We start from the raw sequence: 15,940 nt of genomic DNA on the forward strand, positions 1-15,940 counted from the left end.
TCACCGTAGGTCCCACGGCGTTCCTGCGCCATCGCCCCTGGTCAGAGTCGGCGTCGCGGCGTCGGTCGACTGCGGTGATCCGTCAGGCGCGTGCGCCGAGGACGACGAGACGTCCGGCTCGCCGGCAGCTGCTTCCCCGGCCACGGCTTCCCCGACCGCCGCGTCTCCGGTGGGGGCAGCGCCCGGCACCCACACGGTGAAGAGCGCGCCGCTGAGCGGCGGAGCCATATCGGCGAGCTCCGCCTCGTCGACGAGTTCGGTGCCGGACGCCTCCACGTCGATCGCACCCTTCATCCGCCTGACGGCCTGCACGACGAGCGACAGCCCCACCCCGCGCGAGGTGTGCTCGAGCCTGCCGTTGCCGGTGTCCGCGGCGACTCCGTCGTGCTTCGTCGACCAGCCCCGCTCGAACACGTCGTCCAGCGAGTCCTCGGCGATGCCGGGGCCGTCGTCGCTCACTTCGATGACGAGCCCCGAGGCCCCGGTCCCGGAGAACCGCACCCGCACCGTCCGCCGGTCCTGGGAGACCGCTTCGGCGCTCACCGCGTCGAACGCGTTGTCCACGAGGTTCCCGACGATGGTGACGAGGTCCCGGTCATCCGCCGTGATCGACCCGCGCAGCTCATCGGTGTCGAGCTCCATCCGGATGCCCTGCTCCGCGGCCTGCGACATCTTCGTGAGCAGCAGGGCGGAGAGGACCGGATGGTCGAACCCGTCCAGCAGGTTGTCGGCGGGCCGCTCGGCCTGCTCGATCTCGCGCGTCGCGAACTCCACGGCCTCGTCGAACGACCCGGCCTCGACGAGCGACACGATCATGTGGAGGCGGTTCGCATACTCGTGGGTCTGCGAGCGCAGCGATTCGGAGAACGAGCGCACCGACACGAGCTCTCCGATGAGCTCCTGGAGCTCCGTGTGGTCGCGCATCGTCATGACCCAGGTGTCGGGGGCCGTCGACGCCGGCTGCTGATTCACGACGAGGATCCGGTGGGTCGTGTAGTGGATCTCGTCGCGGGCATAGCGGCCTTCGGCCAGAAGACACTTGAGCGAATGGTCGAGGTCGATGTCCTGCAGGGGAACGGGCGTCCGGGCACGCTGGTCCGACATGCCGAGCAGCTCTGCGGCCTCGGAGTTGAAGAACACGACTCCCTGGCCGCGGTCCACCAGTACGAGGCCCTCGGATACCGCACGCAGCACGGACGAATAGTAGTCGAGGACGGCCCCCAGCTCCTTCGTGCCGTAGTCCCCGGTGACGCGGCGCAGGCCGCGCAGCGTCATCCAGTTCGCGAGGACACCCAGCACGACCGTGAGGCCTCCCAGAAGCCAGATCGTGCGAGCCTGGGGGACGAAGCCCCCGCGCACCGAGTCCGGCGCGAGACCCACGACCGCCGCGCCCACCACCTCCGGCTCCTCGATCGCCTCGCTCCCGCCGCCGGGCGCCTCCGTGGAGTCCGGGCGGGTCATCGGCATGCGGGACGAGGTGTCGTCCGCAACGGCATCGGACGAGTGCGCCATGATCGGGGCGACCCCGACGAGGAGGTCGACCGATCCATCGATATAGCGGATCCTCGTCTCCCCCTCACTCAGGGTCTCGAGGTCCAGGCGGGAGACGGCGGCGCGCGCATGCGAATCGTCCGCACCGCTCGACGTGACCACGGCCGGTCGCTCCTCCGGCGCGTCCGCCGCGCCCACTCCCGTGCCGCCCAGGCCTTCGCTGCGCTCCAGCTCCGCACGCGGGATGATCTCGACGAGGTCCACGTCGTAGTCAGCGCGGATGTCGCTCAGCCTGTCGGTGAGTTCGACGTTCTCAGGAGTGCCGCTGAGGAACACGGGGAGCGGCTCCTCATCGCCGTCGGCCTTGCCCGCCTCGACCGACACGATGTGGTCGATGACGAGCGTCGATCGCGCGAGTGACTCTGCGGTGCTCCTCAGCTGCCCCTCTGCACGACGGTCGTTCTGCTCGCTCATGACGAAGTAGAGGAGCGTGGTGACGAGCAGCATGATGCCCACCAGCATGACGCCGTTCGCGACCATGATCCGGCCGGCCACCCCGGCGTCGGCGAACGGGAGCCGCCGTCGTGCCTGCCCGCCCTGCGGGCTGGAATCGGGCAGCCCCGGCACCCGGTCGGCCGCGGGCCGTGCCGGTTCCGTGTGCCCGGAGGGCGTGCGTCTGGTGGGGGACATCGCCTCAATTGTGCACGAGCCGACGCACTCGACCGTGCCGCGAACGTCACGACTCAGCGACACCGTGGGGCGGACGCGCATCGCCATATACCCCGTGGGGGTATATGCTCAGAGGTGTCGGACCACATTCCAGCGGTCCACACCGACCGACCTGTCAGCACCAGCGATCGAGGAGACGCGCCACCATGGAGACCACGAGACTCACCGTGAACGGGATGACCTGCGGCCACTGCGTCAGCGCCGTGAAGGAGGAGATCGGCGCGCTGACGGGTGTGCACAGCGTCGCCGTCGACCTCGTCGAGGGCGGGGACTCGGCCGTCACGGTGACGTCGGAGGCACCGCTCGGCCGCAGCGATCTCGAAGCAGCGGTCGATGAGGCGGGCTACACGCTCGTGTGAACCGGGCCGCGACGACGCGGCACACCGCCTCAGAGCGGTTCACCGCGCGGCCGTGCCGCAGCGGCAGTCGATCGCGCTCGCTCAGTCGAGGACCGGCCCGTCCACCGTCGGCTCCGCGTCCTTGCGGGAGACGACCCAGTTGAGGAGCAGCGCGACTGCGGTGGCGGCGACGAACGCGACCCCCGCGAAGAGCGCCGGGAGCCCCAGGTGCGCGATGGCGGCGAAGCCCTCTTGGGAGAAGCGGCTCCCCTGCGTGACGACGGAGCTCACGACGAAGGTGACGAGCGCCGCGATGAGGCCGAATCGAACCGCGTCCCGGTAGGGCACGCTCTTCCTGCCCGCGTGACGGTCGGGACGCCGAGTGCTCTGCTTCTCCATGATGGCCCCAGTCTACCGTCGCGACGAACGGCACCTCCTCGGGGCTCCCATGACGTCGGGCACGTCGGCCGTGGCACACTGAGGTCGTGTTCCGACCTCGGCTCTCATGGCCCGGATGGACTGTGCTCTTCAGCGCAGTCGCCCTCGTCGCGCTCCTTGCGCTGGCGTTCTTCTACAGCCCGGACCGCGGCCTGCGGATCGAGGCGACCGCGCAGCCGGACCATGCCGCCGTGACGCCGAACACGACAGTCTCACCGGAGGACCTTCCGTTCGACGTCGAAGACATCCGCACCCACCTGCTCGATCGGCCCTCCACGGGATCCCACACCCTCGACGCGCAGACGACGGAGGCCCTCCTCTACTGCGACGAGTGCATCTCTCTGGGCACCGCCCTGGAGATCGACGGCGCCCCCTTCCAGGTCGCGCTGGTGACGGAACCGGGAACCGACACAGTGTTCTCCGCCGCCGTCATCGGCGAGCAGAGCGGTGAACCGTCCCTCCAGCTGATAGTTTCAGGGCACGATCTCACACTGACTCCGGGACGCGGAGGGACCCTGGTCGCACAGGAGAAGCGGTACGCTCCAGCGGACGAGGCCTGCTGCCCGTCCGGATGGTCGGTGCAGGTCTACAGATTCCATGACGGACGCTTCGAAGCCGGTCAACGGGTCTCCAGCGCGGGAGAGAGCTGACCGGCACGAGGACGGACGGCGCGCACGAGGAGCACGCAGCACGGAAGATCGGCCGGGGGAAGAGGAAGAGCATGCACATCGTCCTGGTGGAGGACGACGAGGTGATCCGCGAGACGACGCAGATCAGCCTCGAGCGGTTCGGCTACACGGTGACCTCGTTCGAGGACGGACGCGAGGGCTACGAGTTCGTCACCGCCAACGGTGCGGACGCAGTCCTGCTCGATCTCATGCTGCCCACGATGAACGGAGCCTCGATCACCCGGGCGATCCGGGAGCGGTCGACCGTGCCGATCATCGTGATCTCCGCACGCTCAGACCCGATCGACATCGTGCAGTCGCTCGAGGCGGGCGCGGACGACTACCTGACGAAGCCGTTCGACATGCAGGTCCTCAACGCGCGCATCCGCGCTGTCGTACGCCGCTTCATCACCGCTGGCACCGGATCGATGGGCTACTCCCCCGCCCCCGTCGCGGCGCACACGGTCCGCGAAGCGGCGATCGGGCCCGGCGGTCGCATCATCGGCGGCGGCGAGCTGCCCGAGGTGCTGGGCCCGACCCCGGGCTTCGACTCCCCCGAACCGGTCGACACCGGGCCCCTGCCGCTCCAGCAGGTCCCGACGGAGGAGACCGAACAGTGGCCGGCGGCTCCCGGCGCGGCCACCGCAGCAGGACCGGAGCCCGCGCCCGAGGCCGCCCCCACATCCGACGTGCCGTGGTCCTCTCCACCGGGGCCTGCAGGTCCCCCGGGCCCCGCGACCCCGCCGTCGCCCCCCGTCACCGGTCCGCAGGCGACTGCTCCAGAACCGGCGTCCGCGTCACCCGCCGTCCGGCGTCTGCAGCTGGGGTCGCTCACGATCGACACCGGCCGCCTCACCGTCGAGATCGACGACGAGGAGGTCCATCTGACCCCCACCGAGCTGCGGATCCTCATGCTGCTGACGGAGGAGCCCGGGAACGTGTACTCCCGCGAGAAGATGGCCTACACCGTCTGGGGCTATCAGTGGGCGGGCGATTCGCGGGTCGTCGACGTCCACATCCAGCGGCTGCGGAAGAAGATCGGCTCGTCCCGGATCGAGACCGTGCGCGGCTTCGGCTACCGGTTCGCCGGCTGACGGGGCCCGCCTCCCATGTCGCTGCGCTGGAAGATCGTCCTCCTCGTCATCACCTCCGTCGTCATCGCCGCTCTCACCTGCGGCGTCGTCGTCCGCCAGTCCGCGGCCCGCGCCGAAGGAGAGCGCCAGCGCGCGAACGCGACGGAGCAGCTCACCCAGGCCGTGACCGTGTACTCCGACACCGGGGTGCTGGCGCTCAACACGACGATCGACGACCCGGAACTGCCCGCGGATGCGCGGGAGTCCGCCCTGCGCGGCCAGTCGGTGACGACTCTCAGCAGCTCCGGCGGCGAGGACTACATCTGGGCGGCAGCGCCGATCCGGGTCGGCTCGCACACCGCCGTGATCTCTGTGCGCCAGTCGACTGCGGAGTCGGAGAAGCTGCTGGCCGGCATCGACCGGGCAGTGCTGCTGGGGATGATCGGCTCCGCCCTGCTCATCGGCGGGATCGCCACGTTCGCCGCCGGACAGATCTCTCGCAGACTCACCCTGGGTGCCCAGGCGGCACGTCGGATCGCGCACGGGGAGACCACGGACCGCGTCTCGGACGTCATCGACTACGGCAATGACGAGGTCGCCGACTTCGCACAGGCGGTCGATTTCGCCGTCGAGCGGCTCACGGAGAAGATCGAGTCCGAGCAGCGCTTCACGGCAGACCTCGCCCACGAGATGCGCACGCCCCTCACCGGACTCGTGAACGCCGCGAATCTGCTCGAGGAGGAATCCCGTCCGGCCGAACTCGTGAAGGAGCGCGTCACGCGCATGCAGGTGCTCGTCGAGGACCTGCTCGAGGTCTCCCGACTGGATGCGGGCCGCGCGGAGACCATGATGGGGCCCATCTCCGTCGACGCGAGCATGCACTCACTCATGACGACCCTCGACGGCTCCGGCACGCTGGCCGGTCACCCGGTGGACATCACGTACGGAGCGGGCGATACCCGGATCGTCACGGATCAGCGGCGCTTCGAGCGCATCATCACGAACCTGCTCGTGAATGCCGTCAAGCACGGCGCGGACCCCATCGAGGTCGAGACGCGGCCGGATGCCGTCGTGGTCAGGGATTCGGGCCCCGGCTACCCGCCGGACATCGTCGCGACCGGGCCGACCCGATTCGTGTCGGCCGGCGGCGGCGGCATGGGGCTGGGCCTCGTCATCGCACAGGGTCAGGCCCGCCTGCTGGGGATGGCGATCGAGTTCGCGAACGGCCCGCATGGCGGTGCCCACACGACGGTCCGGTTCCCCGTCACACCCGCTCCCGAGGTCCCGCACAGCTGAGTGCTGCGACCGGGCCCGGTCCATCGGGACCGCTTCACTCCAGGGAGCAGCCCAGCTGCGCGGCGAGCCGCACCACGCGGATGTATCCCAGGTGCGAGTACGCCTGCGGGTGGTTGCCGAGGTGCTGCTCGGCGAGCGGGTCGTACTCCTCCGCGAGCAGGCCTGTGGGACCGCGGAGCTTGTCGAGCTGCCGGAACAGCGTCCGGGCCTCGTCGATGCGGCCCGTGAGCAGGAACGCCTCGATGAGCCAGGTCGTGCAGATGTGGAATCCGCCCTCGAGCCCCGGCAGACCGTCGTCGTAGCGGTAGCGGAAGACCGTGGGGCCCTCCCGCAGCTCTCGCTCGACCGCGTCCACGGTCGCGAGGAATCGGGGGTCGTCCGCCGCGAGCATCCCGGACAGCCCCACGAACAGGCAGGCGGCGTCCAGGTCGTCGTCGCCGTACGCCACGGTGTAGGACTGGGCCGTCTCGCTCCAGCCGCGGTCGGTGACCTCCTCCGCGATCTGCTCGCGCAGGCCCCGCCACGCACCGGGCAGTGTCAGCCCGAAGCTGTCCGCCACGTCGATCGCGCGATCGAGGGTCACCCAGCACATCACCTTCGTGTACACGTTGTGCTTGGGCGGGCGGCGCGCCTCCCAGATGCCGTGGTCCTCTTCGTGCCAGCGGGCCTCGACGGCAGTGCCCATCGCGACGAGCAGCTCCCACTCCCCGTCGTCGATCGCACCGCGAGCGATGACGATGTCCCGCAGCAGCTCTGCGACGGGGCCGAAGACGTCCAGCTGCACCTGGTGCTCGGCGGCGTTGCCCACGCGGACGGGACGGGATCCGGCGTAGCCGGGCAGGTGCTCGAGCACCGCCTCGGACGTGAGGGCGGACCCGTCCACTGCGTAGAGGGGGTGGAGGAACTCCGGCCCCGGGGCCTCGGCGAGGATGCCCCGCAGCCATTGCACGAAGCCCTCGGCCTCAGCGGTCGATCCCAGGTCGAGGAGCGCGCGCACGGTCATGGAGCCGTCGCGCAGCCAGGTGTAGCGGTAGTCCCAGTTGCGGACACCGCCGATCCCCTCCGGCAGCGACGTGGTGGGTGCAGCGAGCACGCCGCCGGTGGGCGCGTGGCAGAGTGCGCGCAGCGTCAGCGCGGAGCGGACGACGCCTTCGCGCATGTGCTCCGGCAGAGCCAGCGAGCGCGCCCAGTTCTCCCAGAAGCCCTCTGCGAGTGCCCGCACGCGGTGCTCGTCGCCCGCGAGCACGGAATCGAGGAAGTCGGAGGCTCCGCCGCAGGTGAAGGCGAGCACCAGCTCGCCGCCGGGCAGATCGGCCGGGACGACGCGTGCGACTGCGGTGTGGGACCCGTGCTCCTCGACGAGCTCGAAATCGACGCCGGCGGCGTGCAGAGCCATCGGCTCACTCGTGTTGTCGACGCGGACGACTCCCCGCTCGACCTCGAGCGAGGTGGGGGCTGCACCGTAGTCCAGGCGCGGGGCGAACCGGATCTCCGTGGGCGCAGTGCCGGTGAGCACGCGGATCAGGACGGTGTCCTGCGAATCATCGGGCACCGGCGCCAAGTAGTCCGACACTTCGAGACCCGCCCACCGGGTGACCACCGTCATGGTGTCGTCGCGGTAGCGCTGGGTCAGCGGCCGCGTGCGCGCCGCGCCCGCTCGGTTCTCCCCGGCTGATCCCTGCGCGGAGGCTGATCCCTGCACGGCGGGGCCGACGGAGAAGTAGCCGGCGGAGGAGGAGCCGAGGACCTCGGAGAACACGCTCGCCGAGTGCGGGAGCGGGTGCGGCATCCAGCAGATGCGCCCACGGGGATCGACGAGCGCGGTCGAATGGCCGTTGCCCAGGAGGCTGTGCCGCTCGATGGGGGTCGACGAGCGGCCGAAGAGCCACGACCGCCGCAGCTCGTAGAGAGCGGCGAGCGTGATGCCCACCATGTGCGGGTCCGCGATCCTGGCGTGCGCGCGCGTGTCGCCGTCCGCACCCACACGGAGGCCGAGGTCCCCGTCGCGCAGCGTCTCCAGTGCGGTCTCGTCCGCGACGTCGTCACCGATGTAGAGGACCGAATCCGCTCCCAGCCGCGACCGCAGTGCATCGAGCGCGGCACCTTTCGAGCCGGGGATGACGGTGAGGTCGAAGACATCGCGGCCGCGCACGGGCTCGATCCCGATCCGTGCGCACGTCTCGTGCACCCACGCGGTGATCGCGTCGCGCTGCTTCGGCGAGCGCCCGCGGAGGTGGACGGCGGCGCCCAGCGGCTTGAACTCGACGAAGGCGTCCGGGTGGTCGCGGCGAAGATCGAGCAGTGCCGCGCGGAGTGCGGCACGCCGCCGCTCCGACTCCGGATCGATGTCGTCGAACTCATCGATGCCGAACTCGCCGCCGTGCGAGCCCACGAGGTGCACTTCGCGGGGCAGCCGCGACATCGCCGCGAGGTCGCGCAGGGACCGGCCGGAGATGACGGCGGACTGCGTCGACGGCAGCGTCGACAGCGCGCGCATCGTCGCAACGTTGAGGTCCAGCGGGAACGCGCGGGTGGGGCGATCGACCAGGGGCGCGATCGTCCCGTCGTAGTCGGTCGCGACCAGCAGCTGCGGACTGCGCGACAGCGCCACCAGACGGGAGAAGAGGTCGTCTCCGAGTGTCCGGGCGGCCTCTGCGAGGTCGACCAGGAGTCCATCGCTGCGCACGGAGCCGACGAAGGCCGTGGCCTGGAGAGGACCGGGCGGACTCATCGGGGCCGTCACGCGTCATCGACCTCCGCGCCTGCCACCGCGCCGCCCTGAGTGCGGGAGCGACGGGAGTATCCGCCCACCATGTAGAACACGCCGGAGATCATCGCCGCCGCACCGGCGAAGCCCATGACGCTCAGCGCGTTCATGTCCGTTCCCGCGAGCACGATGACGCCCAGGAGGACATGGATGCCCCCCGCGATGAGGAAGTCCGAGCTCATGCGCTCGTGACGGCCCAGCCGCCAGATCCACAGCTCGAGGATTCCGTGGAGGACCGCCCACACCGCGATCGCGGCGCGCAGCTCGCCGGGGACGTCCGCGAGGAGGAGGAAGACGATGCCCGGGATGACGACGACTGCCTGCCCCAGCAGCGCCATGCGCGCGTCCGTGCGCGTCGCGATCCCCTGCAGCAGGACGAGGAGGCCGCTGAGGATCAGGTAGGCGATCAGGATCGCGTCGACGGTGGTCACCGAGATGTTCAGGTTCGCGGGTGAACCGATCTGTTCACGCGGCCAGAACACGGTGACGATGCCGAAGACGATCGCGAGACCGCCGCGGACGGCCATCCAGGTGCCGAGCGGACGCAGGTGCGGAGAAGCCGAGGTCGAAGTCACTGGGCCAAGTCTAGCGATGACCCGCTGGGCGTGGGCTGAGGCTCGGCCGACCGCCAGCAGGAGGCTCGCTGACGTTCACCTTCCCGACACCCTCACGGCATGCGAACGATCTACCGTTCGGTTATGGCTCACGAGGGCACCCTTGTGCCGATCGCGGAGGGCCGTGCGACCCCCCTCGGCCGCACGGCCCTCTGGTGGTGCCTGGGACTGGGCGTCGGCATGGTGGGCGGCGAGCTGGTGAACCTCGCGCGTCTCGGGACCGTGGGCCTGCCGGATGCGGCACACGCCTCTCCCCTCGTCGCCGCCACCCTGACGCTGTGGCCGTGGGGACTCGCGGTGGCCGCCGGTGCGCTGCTGATGGCGGGGATGCGACCCGCCTCGCGCATCGGGATCGACAGGCGGACCGCGGCACTCATCCGCCGCACCGGTGCTCCGGCGATCGCTAAGGTGATGAGGGCCTCGGAACCCACGCCTGGCCCTCGGGCAGGGCTCGACGCCACTCTGCTCATCCGCACACCCACCGGATACATGTTCTCGACGGACGTCCACTGGACGCTCGACCCGGTCGACGCGGGAAGCGTCCGGAAGAGGAGTGTCCTGCCCGTGCGGCTCGACCAGTCGGCGCCGCGGCGCGCCGTCCTCGACACACAGGCGGACTCCCGGGCGTTCGCACCGGGCATCGACCTCGACACCGCATTCTCCGCTCGCCGCAGGCTGCGCCAGATGGCGGATCGCACACGGTGGTCATCTCGCATCGCGGTGCTGGTGAGCGGTGCGGCCGGCCTGCTCCTCGTCGCCGTCTGAGCAACCTCGCGCGCGGCTGCTCCCCCGTCTGAGCAACCTCGCGTGCGGCTGTTCTCCCGCCTGAGCAGCCTCACGCGCGGCTGTTCTCCCGCCTGAGCAGCCTCACGCGCGGCTGTTCTCCCGCCTGAGCAGCCTCACGCGCGGCCGTTCTCCTCGGGCTCGTCGGGACCCGCCGTCCGCGAGCGCCGCGGGGCGAAGACACCGCGATCGCGCTCCGGAGGACGACGGAACACGGACAGGGTCCGGGGAAGGACGCCGCGCACACTGGAGTACGACCACCCGCGCATGGGGGTCGGGACTCGCCACTCGAAGTACCAGGCGAGCATCCGGACCACGAAGACCGGCACCGCGATGACGAGCGCGGCCCACGGCTCGAACCACCCCACGGCCCAGAGCAGCGCTGTGAGACCGGCGCCGACGATCGCGGGGATGATGTAGAGATCCGACCCGTTGAAGACCGCCGGGATCTCGTTGGCGAGCACATCACGGATCATCCCGCCTCCCACGGCGGTGAGCACGCCCAGGAGGATGGCCGAGGCGAGCGGCAGCCCCGCACCCATCGCGATAGCGGTGCCGGTCGTGGCGAAGACGCCCAGGCCCAGGGCGTCGAAGGCGACGATGGGGACGCGGGCGTGGAGCGCGCGCTGGCCCAGCAGATAGACGGTGAGCGCGGTGACGACGGGCGGCAGGAGGTAGATCGGCTCCTGGAGGGAACTCGGGACGCGCCCCAGGATGACGTCCCGCATGATGCCGCCGCCCAGTCCCGCGCACAGGCCGAGCACCAGACTGCCCATGATGTCGATGTTCTTCCGGGCAGCGAGCAGGTTGCCCGACACGGCGAACGCGAGCACGCCCAGCAGGTCGAGGGAGAACATGAGCGGTTCCACGCCCCCAGACTAGCCGCGGACCCGCACAGTGCCAGCAAGGCGGCGCCGCATACCAATGCCGCATACCAATGCAGAGGCGGCGAATCAGCACAATGGAGGGCAGTTCATACCATTCGGAATGCGACATCCGGGCGACTCCGGTCGTACGGTTGGCCTCGTACCGGGGTGAGAGCCCCGGCGACCTTGCAGCCTTCCTCGAAGGGATCACCGTGTTCTCGCAGTCCTCCAAACTCTCCAACGTCCTCTACGACATCAGGGGACCGGTCCTCGAAGAGGCCGACCGCATGGAGGCGGCGGGGAACCGCATCCTGAAGCTCAACATCGGCAATCCCGCGCCGTTCGGGTTCGAAGCGCCCGACGCGATCCTCGTCGACATGATCAAGCACCTGCCGGAGGCGCAGGGGTACAGCGATTCCCGCGGCATCCTGTCGGCACGGCGTGCGGTCGTCCAGTACTACGAGACGAAGGGGATCCGCTCGCTCGACGCGGATGACGTCTACCTGGGCAACGGCGTGAGCGAGCTGATCACGCTCGCCATGCAGGCGCTGTGCGATCCCGGCGACGAGATCCTCGTGCCGATGCCGGACTACCCGCTGTGGACGGCCTCGGTCGCGCTGTCCGGCGGCACTCCGGTCCACTACCGGTGCGCGGAGGACGAGGGCTGGATGCCCGATCTCGAGGACATCGCCGCGAAGATCACCCCGCGCACGCGCGGGATCGTCGTCATCAACCCGAACAATCCCACAGGCGCCGTCTACTCGAGGGAGACGCTCGAGGGACTCGTGAAGCTCGCGCGGGAGCACGACCTCCTCATGTTCGCGGATGAGATCTACGAGAAGATCACCTACGGCGACGCGGAGATGATCAATCTCGCGACGATCACCGGCGATGACGTCCTGTGCCTCACCTTCTCCGGCCTGTCGAAGGCCTACCGGATCGCCGGGTACCGGTCGGGGTGGCTCGCGATCACCGGGCCGCTCCATCGGGCGAGCAGCTACATCGAGGGGATCCGCCTGCTCGCGAACATGCGGATGTGCTCGAACGTCCCGTCCCAGCATGCGATCCAGGCGGCGCTGGGCGGGCACCAGACGATCGAGGACCTCGTCCTGCCCACCGGCAGGCTGGGCGCGCAGATGGACCTCTCAGCACGCAAGCTCAACGAGATCGACGGGGTGAGCGCCCAGCCCGCGGACGGTGCGCTCTACCTCTTCGCGAAGCTCGATGTGGAGAGGTTCGGGATCGTCGACGACCAGCGCTTCGCGCTCGATCTGCTGAGGGAGCAGAAGATCCTCGTGTCACACGGCCGCGCGTTCAACTGGGACAAGCCGGACCACTTCCGGCTGGTGACGCTGCCGAGCGTCGAGGTGCTCGACGAGGCACTGGACCGCCTGGGCGACTTCCTGAGCGGCTATGAGCAGCGGGTGGACCTCGCCGCCTGACTCATACCTACCGACTTTCATCAGACCGCACAGGTTCTTTCCTCTGTGGTCTGATGAAAGTCGGTAGGTCGGGGCACCTCGACCCAGCCGCACCTCGACCCAGCCGCACCTGTTCCGGCGCCTTCACTGCTTGGGCCTCGCCCGCACGCGAATGCGCTGGCCCTCGCGGCCGTGGACATTGAGGACCTCGACGGGCCGATCCTCCGCCGGACCCAGCCAGTGGGGCACTCGGGTGTCGAACTCCCCGGCCTCGCCGGGTCGCAGCACGAGATCGTGAGCACCGACCACCAGCCGCAGCGACCCCTCCAGAACGAGCAGCCACACATACCCGCGGTGGGTGCGCATCGCCTCCGGTTCGAATGAACGCGCGCCCCCGGGCGCACTGCGGCTCCCGCCGAGGCCCTGGCCGGCCCCGCCGACCCTGTGACCGCCCGCTCCCCGTCCGCCCGCACTGGATCCACCAGCACCAGACCCACCAGCACCAGGCCCGCCAGCACTGGCCGCGAAGCCCTCGCCGGCGAGCCCGGGACCAGTACCGGCCTCGCCCTGACCGCGCCCCTCTGCGCTGTGGCCGGCACCCGCTTCGCCCTGACCGCGCCCCTCTGCGCTGTGGCCGGCACCCGCTTCGCCCTGACCGCGCCCCTCTGCGCTGTGGCCGGCACCCGCCTCACCGCGGCTGTGCCCCTCTTCCCCGTGGCTGTGCCCTGCCTCGTCGGAGCCGTGCACGTGGACTGCGGGCTCTGCGATCCCCGTCCGCGGAGGCCGGATGATCGCGTGCTCGACCCACAGCCCGCCTGCCGCTGGGGCGATGGGCATGACGGTCCGCCCGGACTCCTCGTACGTGTCGTACCGCAGCCGCGGGTCCCACGAGAAGCGCGTCCCCACGAGCTCATCGAGGCTCACGTGGTGGGCCCGGGCGAGCGCGACCAGGTGTTCGAGACCCGGCACCCGCGCACCCGTCTCCAGCCTGGACAGAGTGCTCACGGAGATGCCGGTCCGCTCGCTCAGCGCGGTGAGCGACAGTCCGCGACTCGTCCGACGCTCCCGCAGCCGCGGCCCCACGGACTCGACGACCTCCGCCACCTCGTCCTCCGGGGACTGCGGCGATTCCGGGGACTCCGGCGATTCCGAGTCCTCCGAGGACTCCGGGGACTCCGGGTCGACCGCATCCATCCGCGTCCCCTCCCTCCGCTCCGTCATCGACGCGGCTGACGAACTTGCCGGTTCGGCAACGATTATCGCCGCTCGGGCCCGTGCGAGTCCAGAGTGCAGGCATCCCCACATGAATGGAGAGCATCATGACTCAGCCCCTGCACACTCCCACCTATGACGTCGTCGTGATCGGCGGCGGCGTCGCGGGCCTCAGCGCCGCGCTCACGCTCGGCAGAGCACTGCGCAGCGTCCTCGTCGTCGACGCGGGGTCGCCCCGCAACGCACCGGCCGCAGGCGCGCACAACCTGCTCGGCAACGAGGGCATCGATCCCCTGGAGCTGATCGAGAAGGGTCGCGCGGAGGCCCGTTCATACGGCGCGCAGATCGTCGCGGGCACCGTGACGGACGTGCGCGGGACCGCAGCGGACGGCTTCACCGTCACCCTCACAGCAGGACGCACGGATGCCGAACCGTTTGGGAGCACCTCCTCCACCGAAGCCCCCGCCGCCGAGGTCCCGGACGCCTCGACCGTCCACGCTCGCCGGATCGTGCTCGCGTCCGGTGCCGTCGACACCCTGCCGGACATCCCCGGCCTCGCGGAGCGATGGGGACACGACGTCATCCACTGCCCGTACTGCCACGGGCACGAGGTGCGCGGCGGGCGCATCGGCGTCCTGGCGACCGGTCCGATGTGGCTGCACCAGGCGAAGCTCGTCCGACAGTGGTCGCACGACGTCACGGTGCTGCTGCACGAGCAGCCCGCCCCCAGCGCCGACGACCGCGCCGTGCTCGCGTCCCGCGGCGTGCGCATCGTCGACGGTGCGGTGCAGGAGGTCCTCAGCGACCGCACGGCCGACGCGGGCGAGGCCGATTCCCGCACCGAAGCTTCCCCCGACGGGCGGAACCTCACGGGGGTCGTCGTCGCCGGACTGGATGCACCAGTCCCGCTCGACGCGATCCTCGTGGGTACGCACATGCGGGTCGACTCAGCACTCGTCGACGGACTCGGGCTCGTCGTCGAGGAGAACGTCATGGGTCAGTTCGTGCCCGTCGACATGGGCAGGGCGACGAACGTGCCCGGCGTCTTCGCCGCCGGCAACGTCACGAGCGCCGGCGCGATGGTCGCGGCGTCGATGGGGGACGGCGTCCTGGCGGGAGGACGGGCGAACATGGACCTCGTGGAGGAGGACTTCGCCCGCGAGCGCTGACATGAGCGCCCCACCGGAGTGTCGCCGCAGCAGTATCACTGCAGCGCTGCGGCGGCCGAGTGCAGACCGGCCCGTCCTCGGACCCGGGCGGGCCGGTCTGCACTCAGTCGGCGAGGGGCGGGTGGGCCGGTGCGGCTGCCAGGAGGAAGCCGTGCAGCAGCTCGGCCGTGACCTCGGGCGCCTCCGCCGGGACGAGGTGGGCGGCGTCGGAGACGACCTCGAACCGCCCGTTCGGCACACCGTCGGCGATCACCCGGAGGCTCTCCGGTGGAGTCGGCTGGTCATGCTCGCCGGCGACCGCGAGGATCGGGACGCGCACGTCCTGCAGACGATCGCGCACGTCGAACGCCGCGAGCGCCCGGCACACCGCTGCATACGAGAACCGATCAGTCCCCCGGAGGGAATGCAGCAGCTCCGTCGACACGGCGGGCTGCGCCTCGACGAAGCCCGGCGCGAACCAGCGCTGCACGGACCCCTCGACCATGCTGGGCGTCCCCGCCTCCTCCACGAAGGCGGCGCGCTCCTCCCACGCCTCAGCCGTCCCGATCTTCGCGCCGGAGCAGAACACACCCGCCGCCTCCACCGCCTCCGGGTACGACAGGGCCAGCTGCAGAGCGATCGCGCCGCCCACGGAATCTCCTGCGACTGCGAAGGAACCCGCTCCGGGCAGTGCGGCGCGCACGGCTCCGAGCACCTGCTCCGCAAGCTCCTGGATCGTCACGGCGATACCGGCGCGCGCCGCCAGAGGAGTCGAGCGTCCGTGCCCCGGCAGGTCCACCCCCACCACGGTCCAGCCCTCTGGCAGCTGGGCCGCCGCGTCCTGCCACAGCGGCTGCACGCCGGTTCCCAAGGACGCCAGGACCACGAGGACGCGGTCGCCGTCGGCTGCTGCGTCGGCACCTCCTGTCGGCAGGAGAGTGGCGGTGAGAGTCGTCATGGTCCGATCCTTTCGAAGAGTCCTCCCCTGTGCGGGAGAAGTCGAGCGCGGGCCGTCGCGTCACGGCGACGATCGCGTGCGGTCATGCCCCCAAGCCTGCCTCAGAAATCATCGTTCCGCGGGAGGCCGAGGAACACG

At 70.4% G+C, this 15,940-nt stretch carries 14 protein-coding genes; 7 read left to right on the plus strand and 7 right to left on the minus strand.

Annotated elements, in window-relative coordinates:
- Positions 1–2,181, minus strand: coding sequence for a sensor histidine kinase (locus BJEO58_RS08690; protein ID WP_101589068.1), 2,181 nt, complete (start codon positions 2,179–2,181; stop codon positions 1–3).
- Positions 2,182–2,366: 185 nt separating this feature from the next.
- Between BJEO58_RS08690 and BJEO58_RS08695 the strand changes: the two genes are divergently transcribed.
- Entirely contained in the window at positions 2,367–2,579 is a 213-nt protein-coding gene (locus BJEO58_RS08695; protein WP_101589069.1) for a heavy-metal-associated domain-containing protein, read from the plus strand.
- Between the two features lie 81 nt (positions 2,580–2,660).
- On the opposite strand, the gene BJEO58_RS08700 is transcribed toward BJEO58_RS08695, so the two are convergent.
- A complete protein-coding gene (locus BJEO58_RS08700) occupies positions 2,661–2,957 on the minus strand; it encodes a hypothetical protein (RefSeq protein WP_101589070.1) in 297 nt (98 codons plus the stop codon).
- Between the two features lie 122 nt (positions 2,958–3,079).
- On the opposite strand from BJEO58_RS08700, the gene BJEO58_RS08705 reads away from it, so the two are divergent.
- The 3 genes from BJEO58_RS08705 (at position 3,080) to BJEO58_RS08715 (ending at position 6,033) form a co-directional block, all read left to right on the plus strand.
- Complete coding sequence (locus BJEO58_RS08705) at positions 3,080–3,646, plus strand: hypothetical protein (RefSeq protein WP_101589071.1); 567 nt, start codon at positions 3,080–3,082, stop codon at positions 3,644–3,646.
- A 71-nt stretch (positions 3,647–3,717) separates the two neighbouring features.
- Positions 3,718–4,758 (plus strand): response regulator transcription factor, encoded by a 1,041-nt coding sequence (locus BJEO58_RS15340; protein WP_101589072.1) that lies wholly within the window; start codon positions 3,718–3,720, stop codon positions 4,756–4,758.
- Between the two features lie 15 nt (positions 4,759–4,773).
- Entirely contained in the window at positions 4,774–6,033 is a 1,260-nt protein-coding gene (locus tag BJEO58_RS08715; protein ID WP_101589073.1) for a sensor histidine kinase, read from the plus strand.
- 34 nt (positions 6,034–6,067) lie between these two features.
- Here BJEO58_RS08715 and otsB read toward each other — a convergent pair whose 3' ends face one another.
- Together otsB and BJEO58_RS08725 are read right to left on the minus strand one after the other, a co-directional pair.
- A complete protein-coding gene (gene otsB / locus BJEO58_RS08720; RefSeq protein ID WP_101589115.1) occupies positions 6,068–8,764 on the minus strand; it encodes a trehalose-phosphatase in 2,697 nt (898 codons plus the stop codon).
- 8 nt (positions 8,765–8,772) lie between these two features.
- A complete protein-coding gene (locus tag BJEO58_RS08725) occupies positions 8,773–9,375 on the minus strand; it encodes a DUF308 domain-containing protein (RefSeq protein WP_101589074.1) in 603 nt (200 codons plus the stop codon).
- Positions 9,376–9,498: 123 nt separating this feature from the next.
- Between BJEO58_RS08725 and BJEO58_RS08730 the strand changes: the two genes are divergently transcribed.
- The gene (locus BJEO58_RS08730) at positions 9,499–10,179 is read left to right on the plus strand and encodes a hypothetical protein (RefSeq protein WP_101589075.1); all 681 of its coding nucleotides are present in this window, start codon (positions 9,499–9,501) and stop codon (positions 10,177–10,179) included.
- Between the two features lie 134 nt (positions 10,180–10,313).
- Here BJEO58_RS08730 and BJEO58_RS08735 read toward each other — a convergent pair whose 3' ends face one another.
- Entirely contained in the window at positions 10,314–11,066 is a 753-nt protein-coding gene (locus tag BJEO58_RS08735) for a trimeric intracellular cation channel family protein (RefSeq protein ID WP_101589076.1), read from the minus strand.
- Positions 11,067–11,269: 203 nt separating this feature from the next.
- Between BJEO58_RS08735 and BJEO58_RS08740 the strand changes: the two genes are divergently transcribed.
- Complete coding sequence (locus BJEO58_RS08740) at positions 11,270–12,505, plus strand: pyridoxal phosphate-dependent aminotransferase (RefSeq protein ID WP_180951890.1); 1,236 nt, start codon at positions 11,270–11,272, stop codon at positions 12,503–12,505.
- A gap of 123 nt (positions 12,506–12,628) precedes the next feature.
- Here BJEO58_RS08740 and BJEO58_RS15215 read toward each other — a convergent pair whose 3' ends face one another.
- The gene (locus tag BJEO58_RS15215) at positions 12,629–13,678 is read right to left on the minus strand and encodes a helix-turn-helix domain-containing protein (RefSeq protein WP_246075873.1); all 1,050 of its coding nucleotides are present in this window, start codon (positions 13,676–13,678) and stop codon (positions 12,629–12,631) included.
- 125 nt (positions 13,679–13,803) lie between these two features.
- Between BJEO58_RS15215 and BJEO58_RS08755 the strand changes: the two genes are divergently transcribed.
- Complete coding sequence (locus BJEO58_RS08755) at positions 13,804–14,865, plus strand: NAD(P)/FAD-dependent oxidoreductase (RefSeq protein ID WP_101589078.1); 1,062 nt, start codon at positions 13,804–13,806, stop codon at positions 14,863–14,865.
- Between the two features lie 103 nt (positions 14,866–14,968).
- Here BJEO58_RS08755 and BJEO58_RS08760 read toward each other — a convergent pair whose 3' ends face one another.
- A complete protein-coding gene (locus BJEO58_RS08760) occupies positions 14,969–15,802 on the minus strand; it encodes an alpha/beta fold hydrolase (protein ID WP_101589079.1) in 834 nt (277 codons plus the stop codon).
- Between the last annotated feature and the right edge of the window lie 138 nt (positions 15,803–15,940).

Source organism: Brevibacterium jeotgali (assembly GCF_900169175.1).
In the GTDB taxonomy this organism is placed as follows: domain Bacteria; phylum Actinomycetota; class Actinomycetes; order Actinomycetales; family Brevibacteriaceae; genus Brevibacterium; species Brevibacterium jeotgali.

Coding starts and splice junctions, on each gene's coding strand:
- BJEO58_RS08690 (WP_101589068.1), bottom strand. CDS start 2,181: ATGTCCCCCACCAGACGCACGCCCTCCGGGCACACGGAACCGGCACGG.
- BJEO58_RS08695 (WP_101589069.1), top strand. CDS start 2,367: ATGGAGACCACGAGACTCACCGTGAACGGGATGACCTGCGGCCACTGC.
- BJEO58_RS08700 (WP_101589070.1), bottom strand. CDS start 2,957: ATGGAGAAGCAGAGCACTCGGCGTCCCGACCGTCACGCGGGCAGGAAG.
- BJEO58_RS15340 (WP_101589072.1), top strand. CDS start 3,718: ATGCACATCGTCCTGGTGGAGGACGACGAGGTGATCCGCGAGACGACG.
- BJEO58_RS08715 (WP_101589073.1), top strand. CDS start 4,774: ATGTCGCTGCGCTGGAAGATCGTCCTCCTCGTCATCACCTCCGTCGTC.
- otsB (WP_101589115.1), bottom strand. CDS start 8,764: ATGAGTCCGCCCGGTCCTCTCCAGGCCACGGCCTTCGTCGGCTCCGTG.
- BJEO58_RS08730 (WP_101589075.1), top strand. CDS start 9,499: ATGGCTCACGAGGGCACCCTTGTGCCGATCGCGGAGGGCCGTGCGACC.
- BJEO58_RS15215 (WP_246075873.1), bottom strand. CDS start 13,678: ATGGATGCGGTCGACCCGGAGTCCCCGGAGTCCTCGGAGGACTCGGAA.
- BJEO58_RS08755 (WP_101589078.1), top strand. CDS start 13,804: ATGACTCAGCCCCTGCACACTCCCACCTATGACGTCGTCGTGATCGGC.
- BJEO58_RS08760 (WP_101589079.1), bottom strand. CDS start 15,802: ATGACGACTCTCACCGCCACTCTCCTGCCGACAGGAGGTGCCGACGCA.